At 49.8% G+C, this 25,081-nt stretch carries 25 protein-coding genes, 1 tRNA gene and 1 riboswitch; of the genes, 14 read left to right on the top strand and 12 right to left on the bottom strand.

What is annotated here, in order from left to right:
* Positions 1-297: 297 nt before the first annotated feature.
* Together deoD and J1C60_RS07430 are read left to right on the top strand one after the other, a co-directional pair.
* On the top strand, positions 298-1,008 hold the full coding sequence (gene deoD, locus J1C60_RS07435) for a purine-nucleoside phosphorylase (protein WP_128177269.1): 711 nt from the start codon (positions 298-300) through the stop codon (positions 1,006-1,008).
* An 84-nt stretch (positions 1,009-1,092) separates the two neighbouring features.
* Entirely contained in the window at positions 1,093-1,965 is an 873-nt protein-coding gene (locus tag J1C60_RS07430) for a GNAT family N-acetyltransferase (RefSeq protein WP_128177271.1), read from the top strand.
* Between the two features lie 95 nt (positions 1,966-2,060).
* Here the strand turns inward: J1C60_RS07430 and J1C60_RS07425 are convergent, their stop codons facing one another.
* Positions 2,061-2,987, bottom strand: a complete 927-nt coding sequence (locus J1C60_RS07425) for a LysR family transcriptional regulator (RefSeq protein WP_128177272.1) — start codon at positions 2,985-2,987, stop codon at positions 2,061-2,063.
* A gap of 232 nt (positions 2,988-3,219) precedes the next feature.
* Here J1C60_RS07425 and J1C60_RS07420 point away from each other — a divergent pair, with 232 nt between their 5' ends.
* Together J1C60_RS07420 and J1C60_RS07415 are read left to right on the top strand one after the other, a co-directional pair.
* The gene (locus J1C60_RS07420) at positions 3,220-3,480 is read left to right on the top strand and encodes a hypothetical protein (RefSeq protein ID WP_128177274.1); all 261 of its coding nucleotides are present in this window, start codon (positions 3,220-3,222) and stop codon (positions 3,478-3,480) included.
* A gap of 30 nt (positions 3,481-3,510) precedes the next feature.
* Complete coding sequence (locus J1C60_RS07415; RefSeq protein ID WP_128177276.1) at positions 3,511-3,954, top strand: nuclear transport factor 2-like protein; 444 nt, start codon at positions 3,511-3,513, stop codon at positions 3,952-3,954.
* A 487-nt stretch (positions 3,955-4,441) separates the two neighbouring features.
* Here the strand turns inward: J1C60_RS07415 and J1C60_RS07410 are convergent, their stop codons facing one another.
* From J1C60_RS07410 to J1C60_RS07400, 3 genes are all read right to left on the bottom strand, one after another.
* Positions 4,442-5,107, bottom strand: coding sequence for a hypothetical protein (locus tag J1C60_RS07410; protein ID WP_182611403.1), 666 nt, complete (start codon positions 5,105-5,107; stop codon positions 4,442-4,444).
* Between the two features lie 151 nt (positions 5,108-5,258).
* Positions 5,259-5,870: a YrbL family protein gene (locus tag J1C60_RS07405; RefSeq protein ID WP_164877286.1), complete on the bottom strand. Its 612-nt coding sequence runs from the start codon at positions 5,868-5,870 to the stop codon at positions 5,259-5,261.
* A 301-nt stretch (positions 5,871-6,171) separates the two neighbouring features.
* Positions 6,172-7,293, bottom strand: a complete 1,122-nt coding sequence (locus J1C60_RS07400; RefSeq protein WP_128177279.1) for a Gfo/Idh/MocA family protein — start codon at positions 7,291-7,293, stop codon at positions 6,172-6,174.
* 309 nt (positions 7,294-7,602) lie between these two features.
* Between J1C60_RS07400 and J1C60_RS07395 the strand changes: the two genes are divergently transcribed.
* From J1C60_RS07395 to J1C60_RS07380, 4 genes are all read left to right on the top strand, one after another.
* A tRNA-Asn gene (locus tag J1C60_RS07395) sits at positions 7,603-7,678 on the top strand.
* A 449-nt stretch (positions 7,679-8,127) separates the two neighbouring features.
* Positions 8,128-9,300, top strand: a complete 1,173-nt coding sequence (locus tag J1C60_RS07390; protein WP_128177281.1) for an ankyrin repeat domain-containing protein — start codon at positions 8,128-8,130, stop codon at positions 9,298-9,300.
* A gap of 241 nt (positions 9,301-9,541) precedes the next feature.
* Positions 9,542-10,741 (top strand): ankyrin repeat domain-containing protein, encoded by a 1,200-nt coding sequence (locus tag J1C60_RS07385; protein ID WP_128177284.1) that lies wholly within the window; start codon positions 9,542-9,544, stop codon positions 10,739-10,741.
* 139 nt (positions 10,742-10,880) lie between these two features.
* Positions 10,881-11,216 carry a gamma-glutamylcyclotransferase family protein gene (locus J1C60_RS07380; protein WP_128177286.1) on the top strand — a complete coding sequence of 112 codons (336 nt, stop codon included), beginning with the start codon at positions 10,881-10,883 and terminating at the stop codon, positions 11,214-11,216.
* 198 nt (positions 11,217-11,414) lie between these two features.
* On the opposite strand, the gene J1C60_RS07375 is transcribed toward J1C60_RS07380, so the two are convergent.
* Together J1C60_RS07375 and J1C60_RS07370 are read right to left on the bottom strand one after the other, a co-directional pair.
* Positions 11,415-12,296, bottom strand: coding sequence for a 3-hydroxyacyl-CoA dehydrogenase family protein (locus J1C60_RS07375; protein WP_128177288.1), 882 nt, complete (start codon positions 12,294-12,296; stop codon positions 11,415-11,417).
* 168 nt (positions 12,297-12,464) lie between these two features.
* A complete protein-coding gene (locus tag J1C60_RS07370; protein WP_128177346.1) occupies positions 12,465-13,373 on the bottom strand; it encodes a D-2-hydroxyacid dehydrogenase family protein in 909 nt (302 codons plus the stop codon).
* Between the two features lie 187 nt (positions 13,374-13,560).
* A riboswitch (TPP riboswitch) is annotated at positions 13,561-13,663 on the top strand.
* 61 nt (positions 13,664-13,724) lie between these two features.
* Here J1C60_RS07370 and tenA point away from each other — a divergent pair.
* Genes tenA through J1C60_RS07350 form a run of 4 tightly spaced genes read left to right on the top strand, consistent with a single transcriptional unit; the run spans position 13,725 to position 16,918 of the window.
* Positions 13,725-14,432, top strand: coding sequence for a thiaminase II (tenA, locus tag J1C60_RS07365; RefSeq protein WP_128177290.1), 708 nt, complete (start codon positions 13,725-13,727; stop codon positions 14,430-14,432).
* A gap of 2 nt (positions 14,433-14,434) precedes the next feature.
* A complete protein-coding gene (locus J1C60_RS07360; RefSeq protein WP_128177293.1) occupies positions 14,435-15,184 on the top strand; it encodes an ABC transporter ATP-binding protein in 750 nt (249 codons plus the stop codon).
* The gene (locus J1C60_RS07355) at positions 15,181-15,951 is read left to right on the top strand and encodes an ABC transporter permease (protein WP_128177295.1); all 771 of its coding nucleotides are present in this window, start codon (positions 15,181-15,183) and stop codon (positions 15,949-15,951) included. The genes J1C60_RS07360 and J1C60_RS07355 overlap by 4 nt, the downstream gene beginning before the upstream one ends.
* Before the next feature lie 25 nt (positions 15,952-15,976).
* Complete coding sequence (locus J1C60_RS07350; RefSeq protein ID WP_128177297.1) at positions 15,977-16,918, top strand: ABC transporter substrate-binding protein; 942 nt, start codon at positions 15,977-15,979, stop codon at positions 16,916-16,918.
* A gap of 109 nt (positions 16,919-17,027) precedes the next feature.
* On the opposite strand, the gene J1C60_RS07345 is transcribed toward J1C60_RS07350, so the two are convergent.
* Together J1C60_RS07345 and J1C60_RS07340 are read right to left on the bottom strand one after the other, a co-directional pair.
* Positions 17,028-17,936: an SDR family oxidoreductase gene (locus J1C60_RS07345; protein WP_128177299.1), complete on the bottom strand. Its 909-nt coding sequence runs from the start codon at positions 17,934-17,936 to the stop codon at positions 17,028-17,030.
* Positions 17,937-17,973: 37 nt separating this feature from the next.
* The gene (locus J1C60_RS07340; protein WP_128177301.1) at positions 17,974-18,711 is read right to left on the bottom strand and encodes an SDR family oxidoreductase; all 738 of its coding nucleotides are present in this window, start codon (positions 18,709-18,711) and stop codon (positions 17,974-17,976) included.
* Positions 18,712-18,836: 125 nt separating this feature from the next.
* Between J1C60_RS07340 and J1C60_RS07335 the strand changes: the two genes are divergently transcribed.
* Together J1C60_RS07335 and J1C60_RS07330 are read left to right on the top strand one after the other, a co-directional pair.
* A complete protein-coding gene (locus J1C60_RS07335; protein ID WP_128177303.1) occupies positions 18,837-19,742 on the top strand; it encodes a LysR family transcriptional regulator in 906 nt (301 codons plus the stop codon).
* 136 nt (positions 19,743-19,878) lie between these two features.
* On the top strand, positions 19,879-21,339 hold the full coding sequence (locus tag J1C60_RS07330) for an EmmdR/YeeO family multidrug/toxin efflux MATE transporter (RefSeq protein WP_128177305.1): 1,461 nt from the start codon (positions 19,879-19,881) through the stop codon (positions 21,337-21,339).
* A 98-nt stretch (positions 21,340-21,437) separates the two neighbouring features.
* On the opposite strand, the gene phnE (J1C60_RS07325) is transcribed toward J1C60_RS07330, so the two are convergent.
* The 4 genes from phnE (J1C60_RS07325) to phnC are packed head-to-tail and all read right to left on the bottom strand — an operon-like array spanning position 21,438 to position 25,032.
* Positions 21,438-22,316: a phosphonate ABC transporter, permease protein PhnE gene (gene phnE / locus J1C60_RS07325; protein WP_128177307.1), complete on the bottom strand. Its 879-nt coding sequence runs from the start codon at positions 22,314-22,316 to the stop codon at positions 21,438-21,440.
* Positions 22,316-23,182, bottom strand: coding sequence for a phosphonate ABC transporter, permease protein PhnE (phnE, locus tag J1C60_RS07320; RefSeq protein ID WP_128177308.1), 867 nt, complete (start codon positions 23,180-23,182; stop codon positions 22,316-22,318). Before phnE (J1C60_RS07320) ends, phnE (J1C60_RS07325) begins: the two co-directional genes overlap by 1 nt.
* Before the next feature lie 58 nt (positions 23,183-23,240).
* On the bottom strand, positions 23,241-24,173 hold the full coding sequence (phnD, locus tag J1C60_RS07315; protein ID WP_128177310.1) for a phosphonate ABC transporter substrate-binding protein: 933 nt from the start codon (positions 24,171-24,173) through the stop codon (positions 23,241-23,243).
* A 25-nt stretch (positions 24,174-24,198) separates the two neighbouring features.
* On the bottom strand, positions 24,199-25,032 hold the full coding sequence (gene phnC, locus J1C60_RS07310) for a phosphonate ABC transporter ATP-binding protein (protein WP_128177311.1): 834 nt from the start codon (positions 25,030-25,032) through the stop codon (positions 24,199-24,201).
* Positions 25,033-25,081: the final 49 nt, after the last annotated feature.

Raw genomic sequence — 25,081 nt, 5'->3', positions numbered from 1 at the left:
GTCACCGTTTCGCGTAGGATCTGGTGTCCACGCTGCGCCAACTGCTGAATGGTTTGCATACCCTGGCTCCCTTTTCTCACTCCTGACACACTAAAACTGAAACCGATAATCATATTGTTGCCTTACCCGCAGATAAGGCAGGGATAACGTCAAGAATACTCCCCCCGATTATCACCTATCTGCCGCGAGCGGAGTATCTTAATTTTGTGATCGCCATCAACATCAACCGGACATTTGCCTTTTCATTTGCGTAGCGAGCTGTTTATGTTGTTGCCCTTAAATAGCAGGAGATGACCCATGACCGCACATATTAACGCCAATCCGGGCGACTTTGCCGACACCGTAATCATGCCAGGCGACCCCCTGCGCGCGCAGTATATTGCCCAAACCTACTTAACCGACGCCCGGTGTGTCTGCAACGCGCGCAATATGCTTGGTTTCACTGGCCACTATAAAGGCGAACGTATTTCCGTCATGTCTCACGGCATGGGTATTCCATCGATCTCTATTTACGCTCATGAGTTGATTAACGATTTTGCAGTAAAAAGAATGATTCGAGTCGGTACCTGCGGTGCGATTGACGTCCACCACAATATGAGCGATGTCATTGTAGCAACAGGTGCAGGAACCTCTTCCTCGTCCAACCGCGACCGCTTCAGTGGTTACGATTACGCCGCAGTGCCAGACTTCGATTTGCTGCGTCGCTGCTGGAGCGTTGCCCATCAGCGCAATATTTCGACGCATTTCGGTAATATCTTCACTAACGACCTCCTGTACGATAAACCAGAAGCGATGCTACCCGCGCTTAAAAAAATGAACATTCTGGCGGTTGAAATGGAAACCTCAGCGCTGTACGCCATCGCGGCACAGTATCGGGCACAAGCGTTAAGTCTCTTAACGGCCTGTATTTTTAGTCTGACGGGTGAAGAACCCAGTGCAGAAGAGAGTCAGGCAACGGTAGATAACATGATTGAGCTCGCGTTAGAAACCGCCATTTACGCGGATTGAATGGCAAAATGTAAAACCATAAGCTATTGATTAATATTAATTTAATATATACCTGCAAAAATGGTCTTTTTATACGAAAGGATGATGAAAATTAAGAAGTCAGATCGCTTTTATAATACGGTTCAAGGTACAGCTGTTGCCCATGCCAAACCGATAGCACTGGCACATCGCCGTGTCTGTTACGATCTCAACCAAGCCTCACCTGCAGCCGTAGCGGCAGAGTTGGGCATGAGTGCGGTTGATTTACCTGAATATTGTAGTACCGGCATCCGCGAAGTCGATATTATGCTATTTAACCGCTGTATGAGTTTGGGTCAGAACGCTATGGCAACCCGGGAGCAGATCGAGACAATAGCCGAATGGATGGATCAACATGCTAATCCCAACTGGGCATTTGCGTTAGGTAGCGATTTTCATCATGCTAACATCGATCTGTTGCTGAATGAGTGTGGGTTTACGCTGCGTAGTGGAGGGATAGCTCACTACTGGCGCGATGCAGTGCCTGTGAAACATGAAGTGGCACCGGAAATCACAATTATCGAAGCCGAAACAACGCAAGAGAGTCAGCTTTTTAGTGAGGTCGTAGGCGAATGTTTTCAGATGGATCGCCGGATGGATGCGCGCAGTGCAAATCTGATCGGACGTAAAAACTGGCATTGTTTTATTGCCCACTATAACGGCGAACCGGCAGGCACGGGCGCAATGATGAACACCGGCGAGGTCGCGTGGCTGGGTTTTGGCGGTACGCTACCGCAGTTTCGCGGTAAAGGTATCCAGCAAGCCCTGTTGAAAGCAAGAATTAACAAGGCTTGTGAGCTGGACATCAGCGGGATCACCATTGAATCCGCGTACAATGCAGGTGAAGAACAGCCTTTTCCTGTTTCAGGGCGTAATATCCAGCGCCTCGGTTTTTCCCTGAGTCACGTATCCGAAAACTACTCGCGCAATAAAACCTGATAGCGATATTGCACCAGGCAATGACCTCTTCGCTGAATCCTGTTTCCGTTCCTCTGTGCCAGTGGTTTACCCCAGCATCGAGGAACTTTCCGGATTCAGCGGCGGTGAATGGCCGATTTTTCCTCAGGAAAGCGCTCACTATACAGGCTGATTAACCAGTCGATAAATACCCGTACGCGCGGCGACAGCTGGCGATGCTGCGGATACAGCGCGGATACCGTCATCCCCGGACTTTGCCATTCGCTAAGAACTTCTACCAGACGTCCTTCCCCCAGCGCCTCCTCTACGTGATAACGCGGTAGCTGTACCAATCCGCCACCACGCAACGCACAGATCACGTAGTTTTCCGCGTCATTCACAGTCAACCAGCCCTTTGGATAGAAGCCCTGCTTTTTTCCATTAACAATAAGCTCTATCGGGTAGTTCATCCCGCCATTGGTAGAGAAAAAATTTACACACTGGTGCGCCATCAACTCTTCGGGATTGCGTGGCGAGCCGTAGCGCCGTACATAGTCCGGGCTGGCACAAATAACCTGAGGCATCGTCGCCAGATAACGTGCCACCAGCGAAGAATCGTGCAGCTTTCCGGCGCGCACCGCGCAATCGACCCCTTCGCGCACCAGGTCTACCAGTCTGTCGCCGCTGCTGATTACCAGTTCGATATCCGGGTAAGCATCGTGGAACTCATCCAGCCGCGGCAGCACAATGTGCGTCGCATGAGCACCATGTAAATCAATACGCAAGATCCCGCGCGGCCGCGCAACGGTATGGCGCAGCGACGACTCGGCATCATCCAGTTCAGAGAGGATATGTACGCAGCGCTCATAGAAGGCTTTACCATCCGGTGAAGTATGCACATGACGCGTCGTGCGCTCCAGTAACCGACACTCCAGATTATTTTCCAGCTCTTTGATCGCATTGCTGGCAGTCGCTCTGGGGATCCCCAATTGATCCGCCGCCTGGCTGAAACTTTCCAGTTCCACAATGCGGGTAAAGAGTAACAGGGTATCGAATTTATCCATCCTCGCGCGCCTTGCTCAACCCATTGTTAGTAAAAATGGAATTATAATATCAATATCCCCTACTTTATAGTTCCTTATAAAATACTACTATGGGTTCTACCTCATGTTGGTGGGGGTTATCTTGCGCTCAGGCATCCGGAGAAGAGAATGGGCGTAGCGGAACTCACATTAAATATACCGAAACGGGCCGATTCTCCCTTGTCGACCAGGCTCACTCCATCAGGAGCCCTATATGCGTACCTTATTATTCCTGGCCAATGGCTTTTTACTGGCCGGGGCATGCCGTCTGCTGGTTCGGCTATTTATTTCAGTTTATCCGACCGTAACCGTCGTGCTCCCTGCCCTGTTCGCCGTACTGTGGTTTGCAATCGCCCTGACCAACATGATTGCAGGGATCACCAAAGCAGGGTATGGCTTTTTCGAAGAGTTACCGATTTTCCTGCTGATATTTTTGCCGCCCGCCATCGTTCTATTCTGGCCTGCGGTGAAATAGCAATCCGTGCGTATAACCACCGGAGCATAGATGAAAACTGCGTTGCTAATAATCCGGCGCTGGCTGGCGCCTCTGTGTCTATTTTTACTCAGCGCCTGCGGGACAGGTGCAGAGCCAACCCTACAGGATAAAAGCATGATGAAAGTCACACTCGCGACACCTATTGAAAATTTTATTACCGCAACCAATAACCATGATACCGATGCTTTTCTGGCGCAGTTTGCCGCCGATGCGGATATCACCGACTGGGGTCATCATTACCAGGGGAAAACCGGTGTGTTGGCATGGAATACCACCGATAACATTGGCGCAAACGCCAGTATGGAAGTTATTTCAGTCAAATCGGTACAACGCGATGGGCTCGTTGGCCAGGCAGTGACAGTGAACGTTAAAAGCCGCAAATTTACTGGCCGCGGTCTGATTCAGTTCTATCTTCAGGGTGACCTGATACAGCGCATAATTATCGAGCCGTAAGAGATTTCCAGTTAAACATCAGGATGAACGTGACCTGGCCTACAGCACAGGGCGAGCGATAGCCAGCTTCGCGGATTATCCCTCCAACACCCCGGCCTTATTATCTTCTCGCCGGGGTATTCCTGTTTGCAAGCGTTAGGTAAGGTCAACCTGCGCCAGTCCGGGAATATCATCAGTCCCTCATCCTGTTCGCGCTACAAATACATGAACTGTACCGATCCCACAGCGATACTGACAACGCTGGAGACTGCCCTGTAACACGCATTATTCCGTTGGTAACAGCCAGTTTCTCCTTTTCTTCATTGCCGCAGGGAAATCCCCCTCCCCCAAATAATTGGATTTTATTTAGTCGCAGGAAAAAAAGATTGGGCTGTACGGGACAATAAGTAAAAATAGCTCGGGCTACGGATAATCCGACAAAAAGAAAGCCCCGTTTTTTAAACGGGGCTTTCTTTAATCAGGGGCAACGGCGTCAGCAAAAACCATTTTATTTACAGCATGCTGTAAACCACTTTAGCTTGCCATTAATGGATGCGTCCAGCTTGTGGTGGTTGCTGATGGCATCCTTTTTCATCAAATAAAATGCCACTGAAAACAGCGCTAACATAAAGGGCACTTCAAACATCTCTTCCATGAGATCCTGATAACTATGGTCCTGCAGGAACAAGAAGGCAAAGTAACGGTGATGTTCAATGGTATCTGCGATGATGAAACAAACGACCATAATCAGGCAATCCCAAAGCGGCAAGGTCTCTGATTTAAGCCGCCTGAATACCTCCCGGTGCAGTTCAGGCCTGACCAGGAACGTAACAATTACAATACCAATAAGCAGATAAGATATCAGGTGAAAATAAATTTTAGGTTGTTCAGGCGCGTAATCACGCCCCCAGCTGATTCCACGACCAAATAACATCACCCACCAGGTTACAGACCATAACCAGAAAATCTTTTTCTCGCGGGGCATAGGGGTGATTTTTGCGTAAATGAAGGTAAAAAGAGCCCCAAAGAGTAACCAGATCGACTGTCCGGTCTCTACCCAATAGACAGTCATGTCCTGATATAAAGGAACGTGCAGACGTTCCGGTAAAGCGACTAATACAGCGATGAACAGCAGCCCGAGTGAATGCAGGTGCAGCCTTTTATCCAGTTTCATAAATTAAGAGATTTCTGTTTCGATAAACGACCATCTTAACAGAAAGCTGTAAAATGCCAGGAGCATTGGATGCTTTTTGGAAGCAATAGCACACAGGCATCTATAATTAACGAAAAAACCTTCGTAACAGAAGGCTGCACCGCAGCAGTAATTAGCAGGTGACAGTATCATCAATTGTATCGGCAACCTGATCCACGTTCTTCAGATCGTTGATAAAACGCGCCCATGTTCTGTGGATTTTACGTGTACCAAAAAAGTTACTGTAACTGGCCACGGGGATCAGTGAAGAGTTGCCAATATTATCAACAATCACCAATCGCCCAACATGGGCTGACTCTTTTTTGTACAGAATATTTTTAGACTTTAACGTCATGGTAATAATGCGGTTCTTGAGCAAGCCCGCTTTTAATTCTGACAAGGCACGCAGAAGCTCGGGATTATTCAGCCCATCACGGAATTCATGTGACAAGTAATGCTCCAGCGTTTTAGACGGTTGACCATCGTAATCACGTACAAAATCAAACAGAACACCAGTACCCAGGTTGGTTTCAACCTTACCGTGAAACGCCGGCAGAATACGCCAGTCAATATTACGCTTCTCCAGAAAATGGTAATATTTCAACTCACGTCGCGACTCTTGAGCCCCCCCGCTTTCCTTATTGTAAACTACCTTCACGCACAGATGGTTATCAACAGGATGAAGATAACATTCGCGGTGACGTCCCTTCGCAACATACAGGGTTTGATCTAATTCCAGCCTCACAATTCGCATCCTTCGGATTTTTCTTTATTACAGAAATTTTACAGAAGCGAATATCAATAAAAGTTCAACGCCACGCGTTAATATTTAGCTTTTATGGCTAAAATCAGATAAAGGCCAATTCAGGATGCAACAGAAACCCGGACGCATGCAGGCTCGTTTGATGTGAAGCGCATCACTGAATGCGCTTGCTGAAGGCCCTTGTGACTTAATAAGAAGCGCGACAGAAACAGTAAGTGGCAGGCGCAGATAACACCGGCACGGAGCACAACATGCTAAAAAGAGCTGTATCCGCTGTTGGCGACTATACTTTTATCCACCGGCGTTCAACCGCCGATGCAGCAATGGCCTCCAGCACCCTGGTGACCTGCAATCCTTCAGCAAAGTCAGGCCACATCCGATCGTTTGCAGCAATACCGTTTATTAAATCGCGTATCTCGACAGTTTTCTGATCGTTAAAACCAATACCGTGACCTGCGGAAACACAAAAAGCCGCGTAGTCAGGATGCGCAGGGCCAGTCAGTATCGTTTTAAATCCCTGCCGACCTGTGGGTTCATCATGCAGATACAGCTCCAGCTCCGCCATACGCTCCTGGGTATAACGCAGCGCGCCACGCGTACCGGTAATAACATAAGTCAGCCCCATTTTTCGTCCACAGGCAATGCGTGACGTTTCTATAACACCCTGCGCACCCTGTTTAAAACGCAGCAAGGCACTGGCCTGATCTTCATTTTCAACAGGCACCAAACGCGCAGGTTCCTCCGGGTCGGGGCGTTGTTTAATGACGGTCATCATATCCCCACTGACTTCCTCAATATCGCCGACCAGGAAGTGGGCCATATTGACAATGTGTGCAGCCAAGTCGCCCAACGCTCCCAGTCCTGCCAGCGCATGTTGACAGTGCCAGTCACGCGGCGTTTGTGGGTTTGCCAGATAATCTTCGTTGTGGGTACCATAAAAATGCACGATATCGCCAATTTCACCGCGCGCGATAATCTCGCGCGCCAACTGGCTGGTTGGATTTTTCATATAGTTGAAGCCCACCAGCGTTTTAACACCCGCTTCCTGTGCAGCGTGTGTCATCTCCTCAGCATCCGCCACACTCAGTGCCAGCGGCTTTTCAGAATAGACATGCTTACCGTGACGTATCGCTTCCAGCGCTATCTCTTTGTGCAGAAAGTTAGGGGCGCAAATATCGACAACATCAATATCAGGATCGCTCACCAAATCACGCCAGTTACCAGTAGACCGGCGGAAACCAAAGGCGTTGGCCTGACGAGCGGCTAATTCCGGGTTCACCTCAGCCAGCATTTCACGCACAATTTCGCCTTTCAGGTCGAACACTGTGGGAGCCTGCGCATAGGCAATTGCGTGGCAGCGACCAATATAACCCGTTCCAATCAGCCCAACTTTTACCTTTTTCATGCTCATTTTCCGCGTGTTGATGAGTGTTTTTGGAATGTATATTTCATATTTGGCAATTACAATGCAAAAATGAAATAAACGTGATCATTATTCAAAACAATTTTTTTCCAAATGCTGTTGATAGCGAGACAGTGTCGAGTTCTGCTGCCCGGGTAATCCCCTCATTTATCGCTGAATAAACAGTGTCGGTACTTGCCATAAGCTAAAAAGGCTCGGATTGTTGGTTTATTCATCAGTCAGTAATCTTTGATGAAAAGAGGCTTTGACAAGTTTTATGCCCACCGTTATTATGCGCCCCGTTCAAACGATTCCTCTGTAGTTCAGTCGGTAGAACGGCGGACTGTTAATCCGTATGTCACTGGTTCGAGTCCAGTCAGAGGAGCCATATTTAGAGAAGCCCGCTCAGGGAAACCTGAGCGGGCTTTTTGCATTAAAATTCTCTCTTTGTAGGGCAAACACATTATGTTACCTGAAGCTGAGACAATACATGTTAAGTCAGGCATTAGTAGCAGAAACAAATCATGGTTGTTAGCCTGTACTCCTTCAGCCATGAGGCCTATTGCTTCCATGCCGAACGTCTTGATAGCCCCATTTGCCATGGGAAATGCTTTCCCGGTGAGTCGATTAACACCACAAACAGGCACCTTTTTATCAGCCCCCTTTTCATTCCCCCATCAGCCATCTTTCGGTCTTTTACAGAAACGACGACCTCACCTTTTCTGATTATCTGGTAAGACGTTGATCGACAATTTACGCCAGCAAGGAACCAACTGAATCCTCATGTCACTCAAATAGCTTGATGCTAAAAACACAATCAACGGTGAGGACGATGTAATGCAAACACGTGGGACAGGGTACTCTCAGCTACCGAATGAGTTGGTCATGCATGTGGCAGGGCATATTAAAGATTCACGAGATATGACGAGCTTCGCGTCAACCAGTAAGAATAATTATGCTAATACATTACAGTCATTTCATTTACTTCCACCTGGCGAGCAACAAAAGCATTTACTCTCTGCCATAATGAATGACAATGTGGATGCAGTGGCTTTTATGCTAAAAGCCGAGCCTAACCAGAGTGGTGCCATTGATGCCAGCCACCATTCGGTACATAACTTATATGGAAAGGAATCGGTTATATGGCTGGCGAGCCTGCAAAGTAAGAATGCAAATGAATTCATCAAACTATTGCTAAAAAATACAAACACCTCCCCTACAGTTTCAATTGCCAGTAATGCGTGTAAGCTGGGCACGCCAATGAGTACCTCGACAGCGTTAAAATTCTTTGAGCGAAGTTTTAACGCCGATCCTGCCAATTTTAAATCACAGGCAAATGATATGATGCACTTATCTGCTCAATCCAGAGATCCAGGAACGCTGCGTGCTTTATTAATGATGCCACAACTGGGATTAGATACTAACTCAATCCAAAATGGCACGTCTTTATTAAGTAAATCACTATATTCGAATAATCATAACATGCTTAAATTTTTAGTTAATGAGACGAATATTGATCCAAATATAAAAGACACATCTGGTAATACGCCGCTCCATACGGCAATGATAGAATCTGTTTCTGATAGAGTAAGCATTGATACAATAAAAACGCTCTTAAGCAGTAACAGAATTAATGCTAATATTTCAAATAACCAAGGGCAAACGCCGCTAAAAATGGTTGTTGATTATTTTATCATGCTAAGAAAAGGTAGAAATGATATTTCCATTAATCAAACGTCAAAATTAACATCGGCGCTCTCATTGCTGTTAAAATCGCCCGGATTAAACATCAATGAAAAAGATACTGCGACGGGTAATACGGCCCTGCATCGGTGTGCAGACTCTGGTTTTGAAAGTGGCGTTAGGTTATTAGCCTCCCATCCTGACATTAATATCAATAGTAAAAATTTTAGTGGAAAACGCGCCCGTGATTTCGCCTCGAATCCTGAAATTAAAAAACTACTGCCAAAAGATGGTTTTTTTGACAAAATAAAACAAACAATCAGATAACCCGCATTTTAAGATTCACTGACATTTCATAACCCGTATAATCTGATTATCATGTTATGCATCGGCCGGAATCTCAGGGATGCTTCTGTCTGCGAATGGGCAGTTTAGGGCCGGCCCATCAGGAATTATTTTGCAGACAATGTAATCACGAATAATCTGAAAATTTAAAAAACGGAACTCATCGAATTTTCATGTCACTAAAACGGCTTTACCTATAAGAATTAAAGATGAGAACAATATAATGCAAACGCGTGGAACAGGGTTTTCTCAGCTACCAAATGAACTAGTCATGCAAGTGGCAGGACATATTAAAAACTCACGAGACATGGTTAACTTCGCTTCAACCAGTAAGAGCAATCATGCGAATATGTCGGAGTCATTTCATTTACTTCCACCCGGCGAGCAACAAAAGCATTTCCTTTCTGCCATAATGCGTGACGACGTGGACGCACTGGCTTTTATGCTAAAATCCGAGCCTAGTCAGAGTGGGGCTATTGATGCCGGTCTCAATATGTTCCACAACTTATATGGCAAGGAATCGGTTGTATGGCTTGCGAGTCTTGAAAGTAGAAAAGCGAATGAAATTATAGGATTGTTACTAGATAATACAACCACCGCGCCTTCACTTTTAATTGCCAGTAACGCGTGCAAACTGACCCCTTCGATAAGTGCCGACACAGCATTAAAACTCTTCGAACGAAGCTTTAACGGTGATCCGGCCAATTTCATGTCGCAGTCGGCCGAGTTATTGCACTCATCAGCTCAACACGGAAATATAGGCACACTGCGTGCTTTGTTAACGATGCCTCAGTTGGGATTAGATATTAACGCATTACATCAAGGCACGTCTTTATTAACCAAATCAATTCGCTCACACAATCTTGATATGCAGAAGTTTTTAATTAATGAGACAAATATAAACCCCAATATAAGAGATGAATCAGGCAGTACGCCAATCCATGAGGCCATAAACGAATCTTTTTCTAATCGCATGGGTCTTGCCGATGGTGGAGTTGACACGGTAACAGCACTGTTAAAAAATAAAAAGCTTGATGTTAATATGCCACATGAGCCTACGGGTAGGGAGCCTCTGGGCGCAATGCTTCATCACCTTGAGTTAGCAACTCGCGCCACCGGTAGCGGCGGTCACATCCCCTTAAATATGGAGTTAAAGGGAACGCTGATACTTTCACTGTTATTAAAAAAACCAGAATTGAATGTCAATGCAAAAGATACCGAACATGGGCAAACGGCCCTGCATACATGTGCGCGCATTGGTTTCGAAACAGGCGTTAAGTCATTAGTTAATCACCCGGATATCGATATCCATGCTAAATGCTTTCAGGGAAATCGTCCCCGCGCTTATGCCTCGGACCCTGAAATTAAAAAACTACTTCCAAAATATGGGCTTGTTGAGAAAATGAAAAAAACGATGAAATAACCCCGTTTAACGGGTTACTGAAGTTGCATGGCCAGAATAGTTTGATTGTCATGGTGTGTATCGGCCGCTCTCCCATTCCGTGGATTAGCGGCTAAGCGCCTGTTGATTGTGTATTCATTATGTTAACTGATGAGGGAAAATGGCGTCTTTATTTGTTTACGGTACGTTACGCTTAGGTCACTCTAATGCACACATACTTGAGAACATCGGCGGTGAGTGGCTGCAAGGTTATGTGACCGGTACATTTTACGAATATGGCTGGGGAGCTGCCGCAGACTTCCCAGGAATAGTACTGGATAAAAATGGACCACGAGTAAATGGTTACTTATTTTTATCCGATAACCTGGAGGCTCACTGGCCCATGTTAGACGAGTTTGAAGATGGTTATGATCGTGTTGAGGTGAGTGTAACCACGCTGAATAACCAGCAGATCACCGCATGGATCTATCAGTTACAACCGCAAACGGGACCGTAGCCGTGCCCCCTATTTTCGGCCCAGCGGCAGGTTTTCCTGCACGATTTAAAACTGTAATTTATCGTTTAGATGCTCGCTAAACAGGCCCCGAAACAATTAACACCAAGGCCTGTAAAGCTCGACATTGCGAATGCCCGGGGCTATGAGCGCGCCTTGTCAATAAGACTCAACTGTGAGGGACAACCTTACCGATGGGTGCTATCGCCGCTGGCCTTTATCATCATACTGATAAAACCCCTGCCCCGTTTTCATCCCCAAATGCCCCTGATTAATATATTCCTTCAGTAACTTAAGAGGTTGGGCCGAGAGTTCGGGATTTAAGGCGGCATAGTGTTTTTCAATATTGTACACCACATCCAAACCAATTCTGTCCATCATCTCGAAGGGGCCAAACTGCGCGCCAAGGCTCACCTTATAAATACCATCAACATCTTCCGGCGTTGATACGCCAGTCGCCACCACCTCAAGACATTCACGTTTAACCGCCGCCCAGACACGATTAAAAATAAAGCCGACGCTCTCTTTACGTACAACAAAAGGATAAAATCCGCAGCGGGGGAAGAAATGGTTGAGGCGCGTGATAATTGCGTCTTCGGTATGCCCGCAACTGGCAATTTCAACCGCATTTTGCGTTGGCGGCATATAAAAATGGGTATTCACCACTCTGCTTCGGCCTTGTGCGCTGACCTGGTCAATCATCTGGCTGGAAGGGTATGAGGAAGAGTTACTCGCCAAAATAGCGCTGCTTGACGCAAGCCGATCCAGCTCCCCAAACAACGCTCGCTTAAGTTCAATATCTTCAGGAATAGCCTCAATGATCAGCCAGGCGCCTTCTACGGCCTGTGAAAGGTCTGTACTAATTTCAATCTTCCCCGCGATATGCCCTGTTCTCTCGGCCAATGCAGGTGCCTGTTGCTCAATGAATGTTAAAGCCGCCTGCGCCGAGGTAGGTTGAGCGTCATAAAGCCGTACCCGAACGCCATGGGCAAACATCATTAACGCAATACGCCGACCCAACGTGCCTGCCCCCACGATCGCAACAGGTGCAGCACCAAAATTATCCGCAGGTAAATCGCTCATACTTAACCCTCTGAGTATTATATTAAAGTTGATTGATACCCTTCAGACACGTCGCTAGCATTATTGGCTAGCAGCGAAATTATCCCGGGTATATACGCAAAATCATTCAGGGAACAGGTGAAATCTCTGCCGTTTCCAGATAAAAAATGCAGCCTCTCCCCTGCATCATCAATTTATTCTTCTGACAGGCTCACCCGCCAGCCAGCATTGAATGTTCTCCACCGTCTGCGGAAAGTATTGACGATAATTGCTGTCACTGACATAGCCCAAATGCGGCAATGCCAGTAGGTTAGGCGCCTGACGATAGTCTGAATCAGCGGGTAGCGGCTCTTCTTCAAATACATCAATTCCAGCACCGGCAATATCCCCATTTTTTAACGCCATCAGGAGCGCACCTTTTTCCAGCAGCGCCGCGCGTGAGGTATTGATTAAGTAGGCGCTTTGTTTCATTTTCTTCAGATCGGCATACTGCAAAATACCCTGAGTCGTGCCGGAGCAGATAAGATGAAGCGAGACAAAATCGCAGCGTGTCAGCAAAGCGTCTTTCGTCGCACAAAATTCGACGCCAGCCTCACTGGCGCGGGCCCGCGTAAGATTAGGACTCCAGGCACAAACTGACATACCAAAGGCCTGAGCAAGGATGGCCATTTTTTTACCAATTTTGCCCAGCCCGATTAACCCTATTTTTTTTCCATTAAGCGTGGTACCCAGCGTCGATTGCCACGGCCCACCTTGTACCAGATTGCGGTTTTCAATGTGCAGATGGCGGGCAAGCCCCAATATCAACGCCCACGTTAACTCTGTCGGCGCCTCACTCCCCCCTTCCGTTCCGCAAACCACAATGTCCCGCTGCTTTGCAGCCGCAAGATCTATAGCAGCATTTCTCATACCAGAAGTAATAATAAGTTTCAGGTTTGGCAACGCCGCAAACAGCGCACTGTCGAGTGGGGTGCGCTCACGCATGGCGACAACAATATCGGCATCATACAGCGTCGTGATCAACGTAGTCCGGTCGCGGATCGCCTCGTGTAAATAAGAAACAGTCACGCGGTCAGCCAATAGCGACCAGTCTGCCATTCGCGATGCGACGTTTTGATAATCATCCAAAATGACACAATTTATTGTAGCCACAGCATCCTCCCCTTTTCAGCTGCCTCAACATATCAACCCCACATCGGCCTCAGAGGGCCATTTGTCATCTCTCGATTCAATCACATATCCGCGGCCATCAACATTGTAATCAAAAAATAAATATCGTATAAAAGTCTGCTCCGAGGGGTGTCCTGTAAAGGGCTGAGATGGCGCAAGCCGAACCCTTTGAACCTGATCTGGGTCATGCCAGCGAAGGGACGGGTTGGCAATGGCTCTCAGCCGTTGTCTGTTCATACCTCAGCGCACCCGGATCTCCATTTACTTTCAGGAGGTCCCATGTATACGACTCTGTTTGAGCTCGGTCTTTACGGACAACTCCGCCAGCAGGCGGGACGCCACTGGCAGGATTACGTTACCCATCCCTTTGTGCAATCACTCGGTGCAGGCACGCTCCCTGAGTCTGCATTCCGCCATTATCTTACGCAGGATTATCTGTTCCTGATCCATTTTGCCCGCGCCTATGCACTGCTGGTCAGCAAATTACGCACCTTACCTGAAATGCGTATGGCCACCGCCTCACTCAATGCCATCGTCTCTGAACTGCCGTTACACGTCGACTATTGCACCCGTTGGGGATTGAATGAGGCAGAAATGGCCCGGCAGCCCGAAGCTGCAGAAACCATGAATTACACTCGCTATGTACTGGATATTGGTCACTCGGGTGATGCGCTGGATCTGCTTGCTGCTTTAATGCCTTGCGTTGCGGGCTATGCGGAAATTGGTCTGCGCCTGTTAAACGAAACGTCCACCCGCATAGAAGGTCATCGTTATGCTTCATGGATACGAAACTACGGTGATAAAACCTATCTTGCTGGCGTGAAGGCTTCACTTGATTTGCTGGAAAACGTTGGTCAGCAGCGCGGCGCACAGGCGCGCTTTAGTGAGCTTTCACAAGTTTTCACCACCGCGACCCAGCTGGAAACGGCCTTTTGGCAGATGGGACTAAACGCATCAGAAAAAACTGCAGCGTTGTATCCACTGTGAACATGTCCACCCTCAGCAGTGGCACTGTTCCGCCAGGAATAAGGGTTCGCGATCTCACTCTGCGCTTTGGCCAGCAAACCCTTTTTGAAGGGCTCAATCTGGATATCGACAGCGGTAGCATTGTGGCGCTACTTGGTGCCAGTGGGGCAGGAAAAACCAGCCTGCTAAAAATTATTGCCGGTCTGTCAAAACCAACGTCGGGAACGGTAATCGGCAGTGATGGCCTTCCCATCGCCGGACGCATCGCGTGGATGGGGCAGAAAGATCTCCTCTATCCGTGGCTGACGATCGACGAAAACATTACTCTCGGCGCACGCTTACGTGGTGAAAAGGCCAATAAGGAATGGGCCAGACACCTGCTTGAACGCGTGGGATTATGCGGCTATGGCAACGCATTACCCGGCACACTATCGGGGGGGATGCGACAGCGTGCCGCTATCGCCCGCACCCTGTACGAACGTCAGCCGATTGTCCTGATGGATGAGCCCTTTTCAGCACTGGATGCAATTACCCGCGCCATGATCCAGACACTGGCTGCCGAACTGCTAGCGCAGCATACCGTATTACTGATTACCCACGACCCAATGGAGGCTTGCCGTTTAAGTCATCGCCTGCTGGTACTCTCTCGTTACCCTGCCGGTATTGATGCTTCGCATCACATCGCGGGTCAACCGCCGCGCGCACCAGATGATGCTAACTTGCTGAAGAGCCAGGCTGAACTATTACAACAGCTGGTGAGGGCAGCAGAATGAAACCCCTTTCTGAAGGACGTCTTTCACGCCTGCGCCGTGGTCTGACGGTATGTTTCGGCCTACTACTATTGTGGTGGCTGGCCACCCTGAGCAATATTCCCTCCTTTCTGCTGCCCTCGCCCATCGCGGTCGCGAAGGCCCTCTGGTACGGGCGAGATTATCTTGCGTATCACTCGCTGGTGACCGCCAGCGAAATCGTCAGCGGTCTGACGATCGGCGTCCTGCTCGGCGTGCTGCTGGCACTGAGCATGATCTTCTCTCCACGATTACAACGCTGGCTGATGCCGCTGCTACTGACCAGCCAGGCAATACCGGTATTTGCATTGGCTCCACTACTGGTGCTGTGGTTCGGTTTTGGGATGAGCGCCAAAGTGGCCATGGCGGTGCTGGTCATTTTTTTTCCGGTCGCCTCTGCCTTCTTTGATGGGTTGCGCCGGGTAAACAACGACTACCTCGATCTGGCTCGTACTCTGCGCGCGTCACCGTGGGCACAGTTACGGCACGTTCGGCTGATGGCGGCGCTGCCAGCCTTTGGTTCCGGCCTGCGTATGGCCGCCGCCGTTGCCCCCATCGGTGCCATCATTGGGGAATGGGTCGGCTCGGCGGAAGGATTAGGTTACGTCATGCTTAACGCCAACGCACGTATGCAGACCGATATCTGCTTTGCCGCGCTGTTTATTCTGGTCGTCATGACCATCCTGCTATGGGTAGCGGTTGATGCCCTATTGCTGCGTCTGATTGTCTGGGCGCCGGAAAACGATGCATAACTTCTCAACGATAAGAGTAAGAAAAATGATAGAAAAAACCTTCTTTGGCCTGCTGCTTAGCGTCGTACTGGCGACCCACGCCAACGCGGCAGAAAAACTGACGCTGATCCTCGACTGGTATATTAATCCCGATCACGCCCCCATTATGGTGGCCGAACAGATCGGCGCGTTCAAAGCCCAGGGGCTCGACGTGAAGATCGTCCCCCCTTCCGATCCGGCTTTACCGCCGCGACTGGTGGCAGCAAAGCAGGCCGACCTCGCCATCACCTATCAACCGCAATTGCACTTTTTTGCTGACCAAAATCTGCCGTTGATGCGCGTCGGAACATTAATCAATTCCCCCCTTAATACCGTTATCACCCTGGATAAAACGATTACCTCTCCTGCGGGGCTAAAAGGGAAAAAAATCGGTTATTCCGTCAGCGGAATCGAAAATGCGATACTGGCCACCATGCTGCAACATGAGCAGCTCAATGCCAATGATATCAAGTTAATTAACGTTAATTTCCAATTAACCAGCGCGCTACTCGCAGGACAGGTGGATGCGGTTATTGGGGGCTATCGCAATATTGAAGCAGTAGAGCTGAAACTGCAGGGGAAAGATCCGGTAGTATTAAACGTGGAGGATTACGGCGTTCCGGCTTACGACGAGCTAATTATTGTCGCCAACCGCGATGCGGTAAATCAGCCTAAAATCCGCAAATTCCTCATCGCATTAAAACAGGGCAGTGACTTCCTGCACGCTCATCCTGAAGAGTCCTGGACACAGTTTGCCCGAAAATATCCGCAGTTAAATACCGCGCTAAACCATCAGGCATGGATGAAAACTCTGCCACTATTTGCACGTGACCCGGCGCGGCTGGATCGCGCACGTTATCAGGCTTATGAACAATTTCTTTTCGAAAATAAGTTGATCACTAAGATAACGCCGGTAGACATGTACGCGATAGAACCCGGTATTGAATAGCCACCGACTCATGACTCCGCCCGAGAATAAATCGGGCGGTTTTCCGTGTCGTCACGATAATTCTTCCTTCGTTATGCTTTGCTACAGAGATAGGGGGTTGCTGCAACAGTTATGATTGACTGCGGACATGAGGTTTGAGCAAATCGCCGAGGCCAACCCGATGTAACATCTCTGCACGCAGACGGTCCAGCACCATAAAACCAACTTCCGCACCGTCCTGGGTAGGATCATAGTGTACGCGGAACGGGCGTTTGCCAAACGGCAAATCGACCACCTCGACAATCGCATCGGCAACGCCACCCACATCAGCATCATCCGGTACAATGCGGGCAAACGCCTGCTGAACTTGCTCACCAAACCCGGCATAAGGGCCCGCTTCATATTCGGCCAGCCGCGCTTCATCCGCAGGTCGGCCGGAATGAGCAAAGTGGTTGGTTCCTTTTGTAAAGGCACCGGGAACGATGATGGTGGTTTCAATACCCCAGCGGCTTAATTCACGCGCATATAATACCGCCAATTCATCCATCGCGGCTTTCGCTGCAAAATAAGGAGCCAGGTACGGCGGCGTTCCCCCAGCAGAGCTGCTTGATGATATCCAAACCAGTAAGCCTTGCCCATGCCGACGCATATGCGGCAGTGCGGCCCGGTTAACACGCTGGGTACCAAGGACGTTAACATCATATTGCTGGGCATACTGCTCCGGCGTAAATGCCTCCGCAGGACCGAACATCATGTGGCCGGCATTATGGATCAAAACATCGATCTGATTGACGTCAGCGATAATTTTGCTTACGGCAGCATCGATAGAAGGTTCTGATTGCACGTCAAGCTCGATAGCGCGCAGATCCACGCCTTCACGCTTAGCCGTTTCCGCCATTTCGGCAGCATTGTGTGCATTACGACCAGCAATATCTCGCATTGAGGCATACACCGTATGTCCGGCACGCGCTAACGCTTCTGCAGTAATGCGTCCGAAACCACTTGAAGCACCGGTGATCAGAATATTTTTCTTGCTCATTTCACTCTCTCCAGGGCTGGATGCCCGTTTGTAGGGGTTAAATAATGCCGCCATTTACGCGCAGTGTCTGACCATTAATCCAGGCACCGTCAGGGCCGGCAAGAAATGACACTACGGCAGCGATATCATCCGGTTGCCCTAAACGCTCCAGTGGAGCCAGCTTCGCCAGACGGTCAATAACATCCTGCGGTTTGCCATCAAGAAACAGTTTAGTTGCAGTCGGCCCAGGAGCAACGGCATTAACGGTAATATTACGTCCGCGCAATTCTTTCGTCAGAACGTGCACCATCGCTTCGACACCCGCTTTCGTCGCGGCATACGCTCCGTAAGTGGGCTGATACAGACCAACAACGCTTGATGACAGATTAATGATTCGTCCATCCGGACGCAGACGCCGGGCCGCCTCACGCAGCATATTGAAAGACCCTTTCAGGTTGATGGCAACCTGACTGTCAAACACCGCATCGTCCGTCTCAGCAAGCGTTGCCAGCTTCATGATGCCGGCGTTATTCACCAAAACATCAACACCACCATAGGCAGCCTCAGCGGCGTCGAACATCCGTGCTACAGCAGCGGCATCGCTAACATCGGCTTGGGCGGTGATCGCCCGTCCACCGTTTTTTTCAATCTCATTAACCAGCGCTTCGGCATCGGCTGCGCTACCCGCAAAATTGACCAATACGTTCAGGCCATCTTTCGCCAGGCGACGTGCGATAGCGGCACCAATACCGCGGGATGCGCCAGTAACAATGGCGACTTTATTTTGAGCAGGCATCTCTTTCTCCTTAATTCAGTCCGCCAGTAGCGGCGGTGTGTGATAACTATCGTTGAACGGGATAAAAAGATAAACTCGCTAAAATTGCCATTACTATTCAATAAAAACGAACAATAGGAGCATCCGTGGATCGACTTGATGCAATGCGGCTTTTTACGCGCGTGGTGGAACGGCGTAGTTTTACGCTGGCAGCACATGACACCACCCTGCCACGCTCAACGGTAACCTATGCGATTAAAGAGCTGGAATCCCGGCTTGGGGTGCGCCTGCTTCAGCGTACGACGCGAGTGGTGAAGCCGACGCTTGATGGTGAAGCTTATTATCAACGTTGCCTGGCGATTCTTAACGATATTGAAGAGGCCGAAGGCGCTTTCAGTAGCGCACAGCCCAAAGGATTACTGCGTGTTGAAGTTCAGGGCACACTGGCCCGTCATTTCCTGATGCCAGGGTTACCCACTTTTTTTGCACGTTATCCCGACATTGAACTTACGATGAGTGAAAGCGATCGTTGGGTTGATTTAGTCCAGGAAGGCGTGGACTGCGCATTGCGTTACGGAAAACTGCGCGATAGCGATCTGGCGGCTCGGCAGGTGGCTTCGCTGGAAAGGTTAACCTGTGCCACGCCCGCTTATCTCGCACGTTTTGGCACCCCAACACGCATTGAATCACTGGTCGGGCACACCATGGTCGGTTTACGTTCAATCACTACGGGTAATCTTGCACCGCTGGAATTTGTCCACGATGGCGAACACCGTACAGCCTCACTACCAGCCACCTTATCCGTGACAGGTACGGATAGTTACCTTACCGCAATACGGTTGGGAATGGGGCTGGCCCAAATCCCCCGCTTTCATGTCGAGGATGATTTACAACGCGGCTCGCTGATTGCCGTGATGACAGATTTTCCGCCGCCTTCAGCGCCAGTATCGCTCCTGTACCCACGCAGTCGTCAACTCTCACCGCGGGTACGTGTTTTCCTCGACTGGGCCGTAAAAGAGTTCACGACCAACACCGTGCCCGATTCTGCGTAGCACCTGGCCCCTCTGCCGGCAACAAGCAGGCCGGGCTGCGAGGGGCCAGGTGCTTTACCAGCAAGCTGTTTGCGTTCTGATACATAAAAAAAACGGTTAAAAAATTGCATAATTCTCACGCTTTTACCATCATCAGATGACTTACCTGCTCCTTTCCGCTGGACTTACCTTGCAAAATTTCAGAGATACATTGCTACACGCGATTCAGCGTACGGGTTGGTATCCGAAAAGACACTCATATCGCGTCTTGTTCTGGCGTGAAATTACGCCCCTCGCCGTACCGATTCTTTTCGAGAATATGTGCGTGTTATTAATGGGGGTGCTCAGTACTTTCCTCGTCAGTCGACTGGGTGCTGAAGCAATGGCTGCCGTTGGTCTCGCTGAAAGTTTCAGCATGGTGATCATCGCTTTTTTTGCAGCTGTGGACCTGGGTACTACCGTGGTTGTGGCTTTTAGCCTCGGTAAATTAAATCGCAAGCGTGCCCGTGCCGCGACGCGGCAGTCGCTGGTGTTGATGACTCTCGCCTCGGTGTTACTGGCGCTAGTGATCGCCCTTTCAGGTGAAGCGATTATTGATGTAATTGCCGGGAGTGCCGCGCCGGAGGTAAAAGCACTGGCGCTCACCTATCTGCGTATTTCCGTCTGGAGCTACCCCGCCGCTGCGATAGCCCTCATTGGCTGTGGCGCGCTGCGCGGTGCGGGCAATACCAAAATCCCGATGCTGATCAACGGCGGCATGAACATTGTCAACATCGTCATTAGCGGCGCATTAATCTACGGTTGTTTTTCCTGGTCCGGACTGGGATTCATCGGTGCCGGTATCGGGCTGACCATTTCGCGTTATCTCGGAGCGATTGCGGTAATCTATGTATTGGCAATCGGTTTTAATCCTCGCCTGAAGATCACCCTAAAAAGCTACTTTAAACCGATGAATGGCGCCATCCTGATGGAAGTGCTCGGCATCGGCTTACCGGCAAGCATCGAATCCGTCCTGTTCAACGGTGGCAAGCTGCTGACACAGATTTTTGTTGCCGGAATGGGTACCGATGTCATCGCCGGTAACTTTATCGCCTTCTCGATTGCCTCGTTAATCAACTTGCCCGGTAATGCCCTGGGATCGGCATCCACTATTATCGTCGGTACCCGTTTAGGCAAACGACAAATTGGTCAAGCCGAACGGCAATTGAAGCATATTTTTTGGCTGTCAACCGTCGGACTGTGCGCGCTGGGGTTTCTCTCGGCGCCCTTCGCTGGCGTGCTTGCCCGCTTCTACACCAGCGAAACAGACGTTATTGAGGTGGTAAAAACGCTGGTCTGGCTCAACGCAGCATTTATGCCATTTTGGGCCGCCTCATGGGTGCTTCCGGCCGGTCTGAAAGGGGCTCGTGACGCGCGTTTTACGATGTGGATCTCCATGCTTGGCATGTGGGGCTGTCGCATCGTTGTCGGCTATATATTGGGCATCATGCTGGGTTTCGGCGTGGTGGGGATCTGGCTCGGTATGTTCCTCGACTGGATCGTTCGCGGGATATTCTTCTACTGGCGTATGATCAGCGGGCGCTGGCTCTGGCAGTATCCCCGAACGCCGCCATCATGATCACAGCCCTCTCACGCTTCCATTTTGCAGGGTGTAGCCCATCGCGAGGCGGGTTCTGAAAGCGCCGGGAATGTACGTCATCCCCAGCACTTTCACCATTATGGCTGATAAAGTGGAACGTTATTCCCAACGATATAGCGTTTACGCAACCGGGCTGAAATGGCATCCATCGCCATAACAATCACCACCAATATGACGGTGATGAACATCACTACATCCCAGTTCCACAGCCGCATGTTTTCGGCATACACCAGACCAATTCCCCCGGCGCCGACAAAACCTAATACCGCCGCAGAGCGGGTGTTGGATTCAATTTGATACAGGCTAAGCGCGAGAAATGTCGGAAACGATTGAGTAAAAATACCGTAGCGGTGTTTTTGCAGACTATTGGCACCGACCGCACTCAGTCCGCGCCCTGGTGAGCGTTCTACCGCCTCATGTCCTTCAGCATACAGTTTACCGAGCAGCCCAACGTCCTGCATGACAATCGCCAGTACGCCGGCCAGCGGCCCCATTCCCACCGCGCGAACAAAAATCAACCCCCAAATCGCCATATCAATGCCGCGTAGTACGTCCAACAGGCGGCGTACCAGCAACGCAATCGGTCGTAGCGTTCGGCTAGTCATCACATTGCGGGCGGCAAAGAACGACAGTGGCAGCGCCAGCAGCGTGGCGGTCAGTGTCCCGGCGAATACAATTGCCAGCGTGATCGCAATTTGCGAAAAGTAGTAACCGAATGGCCAGTTAATAAAATCATGCCAGACAAACATCCGCAGAAAATAACGGCCAAGCTGCTGACAACCCGTTAGCCATTGGGCCCACGGCATGCCAAACGTCATGAAAAAGAGCACATAAAACAGCACGACCGCCAGTATTAGCAGGCCAATACGCTGCAGATAGCGACGCTGCATGCTGAACAGTTCATCATGCTGTTGCTTCATATGCTTGATATCAAGCGTCCCCTGTAGCGCAATCATCACTGTTTCCCCTCAACAACCCAACGACGCAGACGCCCTGAAAGCGTATCCAGTAGCGATACCACGATAATAATCAGCAGCATGGTCATGCTCACCTGATCGTAACGGTCCAGTTTGATGCTGGTCATCAACTCCTGGCCAATTCCCCCTGCGCCCACCAGCCCCAGAATAGTTGACTGGCGAAAGTTGACCTCCATACGCATAAAGCTGTAAGAAAGGAAAATAGGTTTAACCTGCGGCCAGAAGGCAAAGCGCATGCGCTGAAATTTGCTGGCACCACAGGCCGCCAGACCACGATTGGGTTTATCTGATGCGGTTTCTATCGCTTCATAAAATAGCTTGGTCAGACTGCCCACGGTGTGCAACGCTAACGCGAGAAAACCCGGTATCGCCCCGATACCAAATGCCATCACAAACATCACCGCCCATGCCAGTTCTGGCATGGTTCGCAGAAAAGCCACCGCTGCACGAATGCCAAAACGTAGCGCTGGTGGGCTTAGAGTATTGTTGGCAGCAAAAAACGCCAGAACGGTGGCAATCACTACGGAGATTATCGTTGCCGCCAACGCCAGCTGAAGCGTCTCCCAGATAAGCGGCAGCTGAATATGCAGCCGATAACCCCAGTAGGCCAATGAGCCTTCGGTATGTCCGTCAGCAAACAGCAACGGTAAGTGCAATACAGGAATCGTTTGTCGCAGATAATCAAAGAAGTGCGGTAGCGAGGTCAGGATGGTAGAGAGACTGAATTCGGCAACATTGCCCGCGCCAAGATACAGCCCCACCAGCAGCAGAGACCAAAGCCATGTGTCGCGCTTTTGTCGCCCTTTTATCTGCTGGTAATAGCGTTCAAAGTCGTGATTTTGCATGGTGTTCTGCCTGATATTTCCCCTGTCCGTCTTGCAACAGACAGGGGAAAAGCGAAAATCAGCGGCCGTCTTTGGTCAGCGCACGCTTCATATCAATAATGGTCTGGTAATCGGCGATGGTGGCCGGACCGATATGCTGCGTACCGCCCATGGCTTTTATAAAGCAGCTGTGATTATCGGTATCCAGCTTCTTGATCGCCGTAATAACACGCTGCTTAAAGTCAGCAGGCAATTTGTTACTCACCAGAATCGGACCGTTTGGAATCAACGGTGACTGCCAGATGATACGAATCTGCTTCATCAAATCCGGGTGGTCCATGCGGATCATGCGGGTGAACGCGCCGGAGGTATACCCGGTGTTGTAATCGCCGATCATAGAGGCCCAAGTCACCGCGCCCTCAAACTGGCCATTCAACACGCCCAGCACATCCTGTTCGTGGCCGCCGGAAAAGGTCACACTGGAAAAAGCGTTGTTATATTTATTATCAATATTACCGCCAAACATTTTCTGGAATGACTGGTTAGGGATCAGATAACCAGAGGTTGAGTCCGGATCGGCAAAGCCAAAGGCTTTTCCTTTCAGGTCTTCCAGCTTCTGATAAGGGCTATCCGCTTTCACCACCACCACCGAATGATAACCACGCGACTGGTCGGTATCATCCACGGCGATACCGACAATATCGACAGCCTTCGGATCGTTGATGTAAACAGAAGCATAAGAGGACGGTGACATGCTGAGCACCAGGTCAACTTTGCCGCCTAATAATCCCTGAATCACGCCAGAATAGTCCGACGAATTGCGTAACTTAGTATCGACGCTTAATTCCTTATCAAAGAAATCCTTTACGCACTGATTATCACCAATCTGCTGGGTGGCATTCTGCCCTCCGAGGATCCCCAGATTCAGTTCTTTGGGTGCATCCGCAGCACTGGCGCCAAACGCCAACAGCGCACCGGTGAACATCGTCGTCAAACTGAGTGTCTTTTTCATTACTGTCGCCTGTGTAGTTTTTTGTTTAATGGAGATGCGTGATTTCATCGCCGTACAGCGTATGGAGAAGATTTTCATTGAGTTGCGATGGATGACCATCAAAAACAATCCGTCCGTGAGCGATACCAATCGCCCGCGAACAATACTCCTGGACCAGCTCAACCGAGTGCAGGTTAACCATCACGCTAATACCGTTATCACTGACCTGACGCAGCACATCCATAATGCGACGCGTATTTTTCGGATCGAGCGAGGCTACCGGCTCATCGGCTAACAGGATCTTCGGGGTTTGCATCAACGCGCGGCAGATAGCCACACGTTGCATCTGTCCACCAGAGAGGTTTTCCGCGCGTTGCAGCGCCTGGGGCAGCATATTGAGCCACTGCAGCAACGCAATAGCACGGGCCCGATCCTCATCGGTGAAAATTTTGAAAAAAGATTTGAGTGTTGACGTTTGGCTCAAACGCCCCAGTAACACATTGGTGAGAACATCAAGGCGCGGCACCAGACAAAAATCCTGAAAAATCATGCCGCACTCACTGCGCCACTGGCGCAGTTGACGGCTGTTCAGCGTCACAATGTCCTGCGATTGCCCCTCGTCACGGTGGTAAAGAATTTCACCTTCCGTCGCGGGAAGTGTGCCGTTAAGTACATGAAGCAGCGTCGATTTACCTGCACCAGAACGACCGATAACCGCTACCAGCTCGCCGGCATGCAGTTCGAAATTGATATCATCCAGCACACGCTGCTGCGATGAGTAAGCTTTACTGAGCCCCTGGACTGAAAGAATTTTGCTGTGCGTAACCGGCGATGTTAGCGCCTCAAGGTCAAGCGCGGATTTCAATAGTGCCTGTGCCATATTTTTATCCGTTTCGATGTAATTGAGCGTAAGTTTGTGCCGGTTATAT

This window comes from [Pantoea] beijingensis (assembly GCF_022647505.1).
In the GTDB taxonomy this organism is placed as follows: Bacteria; Pseudomonadota; Gammaproteobacteria; order Enterobacterales; family Enterobacteriaceae; genus Erwinia; species Erwinia beijingensis.
Note: the sequence above shows the minus strand (reverse complement) of the source record. Positions and strands in the feature narration are given on the sequence as shown.

Coding starts and splice junctions, on each gene's coding strand:
- deoD (WP_128177269.1), top strand. CDS start 298: ATGACCGCACATATTAACGCCAATCCGGGCGACTTTGCCGACACCGTA.
- J1C60_RS07430 (WP_128177271.1), top strand. CDS start 1,093: ATGAAAATTAAGAAGTCAGATCGCTTTTATAATACGGTTCAAGGTACA.
- J1C60_RS07425 (WP_128177272.1), bottom strand. CDS start 2,987: ATGGATAAATTCGATACCCTGTTACTCTTTACCCGCATTGTGGAACTG.
- J1C60_RS07420 (WP_128177274.1), top strand. CDS start 3,220: ATGCGTACCTTATTATTCCTGGCCAATGGCTTTTTACTGGCCGGGGCA.
- J1C60_RS07415 (WP_128177276.1), top strand. CDS start 3,511: ATGAAAACTGCGTTGCTAATAATCCGGCGCTGGCTGGCGCCTCTGTGT.
- J1C60_RS07410 (WP_182611403.1), bottom strand. CDS start 5,107: ATGAAACTGGATAAAAGGCTGCACCTGCATTCACTCGGGCTGCTGTTC.
- J1C60_RS07400 (WP_128177279.1), bottom strand. CDS start 7,293: ATGAAAAAGGTAAAAGTTGGGCTGATTGGAACGGGTTATATTGGTCGC.
- J1C60_RS07390 (WP_128177281.1), top strand. CDS start 8,128: ATGCAAACACGTGGGACAGGGTACTCTCAGCTACCGAATGAGTTGGTC.
- J1C60_RS07385 (WP_128177284.1), top strand. CDS start 9,542: ATGCAAACGCGTGGAACAGGGTTTTCTCAGCTACCAAATGAACTAGTC.
- J1C60_RS07380 (WP_128177286.1), top strand. CDS start 10,881: ATGGCGTCTTTATTTGTTTACGGTACGTTACGCTTAGGTCACTCTAAT.
- J1C60_RS07375 (WP_128177288.1), bottom strand. CDS start 12,296: ATGAGCGATTTACCTGCGGATAATTTTGGTGCTGCACCTGTTGCGATC.
- J1C60_RS07370 (WP_128177346.1), bottom strand. CDS start 13,373: ATGGCAGACTGGTCGCTATTGGCTGACCGCGTGACTGTTTCTTATTTA.
- tenA (WP_128177290.1), top strand. CDS start 13,725: ATGTATACGACTCTGTTTGAGCTCGGTCTTTACGGACAACTCCGCCAG.
- J1C60_RS07360 (WP_128177293.1), top strand. CDS start 14,435: ATGTCCACCCTCAGCAGTGGCACTGTTCCGCCAGGAATAAGGGTTCGC.
- J1C60_RS07355 (WP_128177295.1), top strand. CDS start 15,181: ATGAAACCCCTTTCTGAAGGACGTCTTTCACGCCTGCGCCGTGGTCTG.
- J1C60_RS07350 (WP_128177297.1), top strand. CDS start 15,977: ATGATAGAAAAAACCTTCTTTGGCCTGCTGCTTAGCGTCGTACTGGCG.
- J1C60_RS07345 (WP_128177299.1), bottom strand. CDS start 17,936: ATGAGCAAGAAAAATATTCTGATCACCGGTGCTTCAAGTGGTTTCGGA.
- J1C60_RS07340 (WP_128177301.1), bottom strand. CDS start 18,711: ATGCCTGCTCAAAATAAAGTCGCCATTGTTACTGGCGCATCCCGCGGT.
- J1C60_RS07330 (WP_128177305.1), top strand. CDS start 19,879: ATGACTTACCTGCTCCTTTCCGCTGGACTTACCTTGCAAAATTTCAGA.
- phnE (WP_128177307.1), bottom strand. CDS start 22,316: ATGATTGCGCTACAGGGGACGCTTGATATCAAGCATATGAAGCAACAG.
- phnE (WP_128177308.1), bottom strand. CDS start 23,182: ATGCAAAATCACGACTTTGAACGCTATTACCAGCAGATAAAAGGGCGA.
- phnD (WP_128177310.1), bottom strand. CDS start 24,173: ATGAAAAAGACACTCAGTTTGACGACGATGTTCACCGGTGCGCTGTTG.
- phnC (WP_128177311.1), bottom strand. CDS start 25,032: ATGGCACAGGCACTATTGAAATCCGCGCTTGACCTTGAGGCGCTAACA.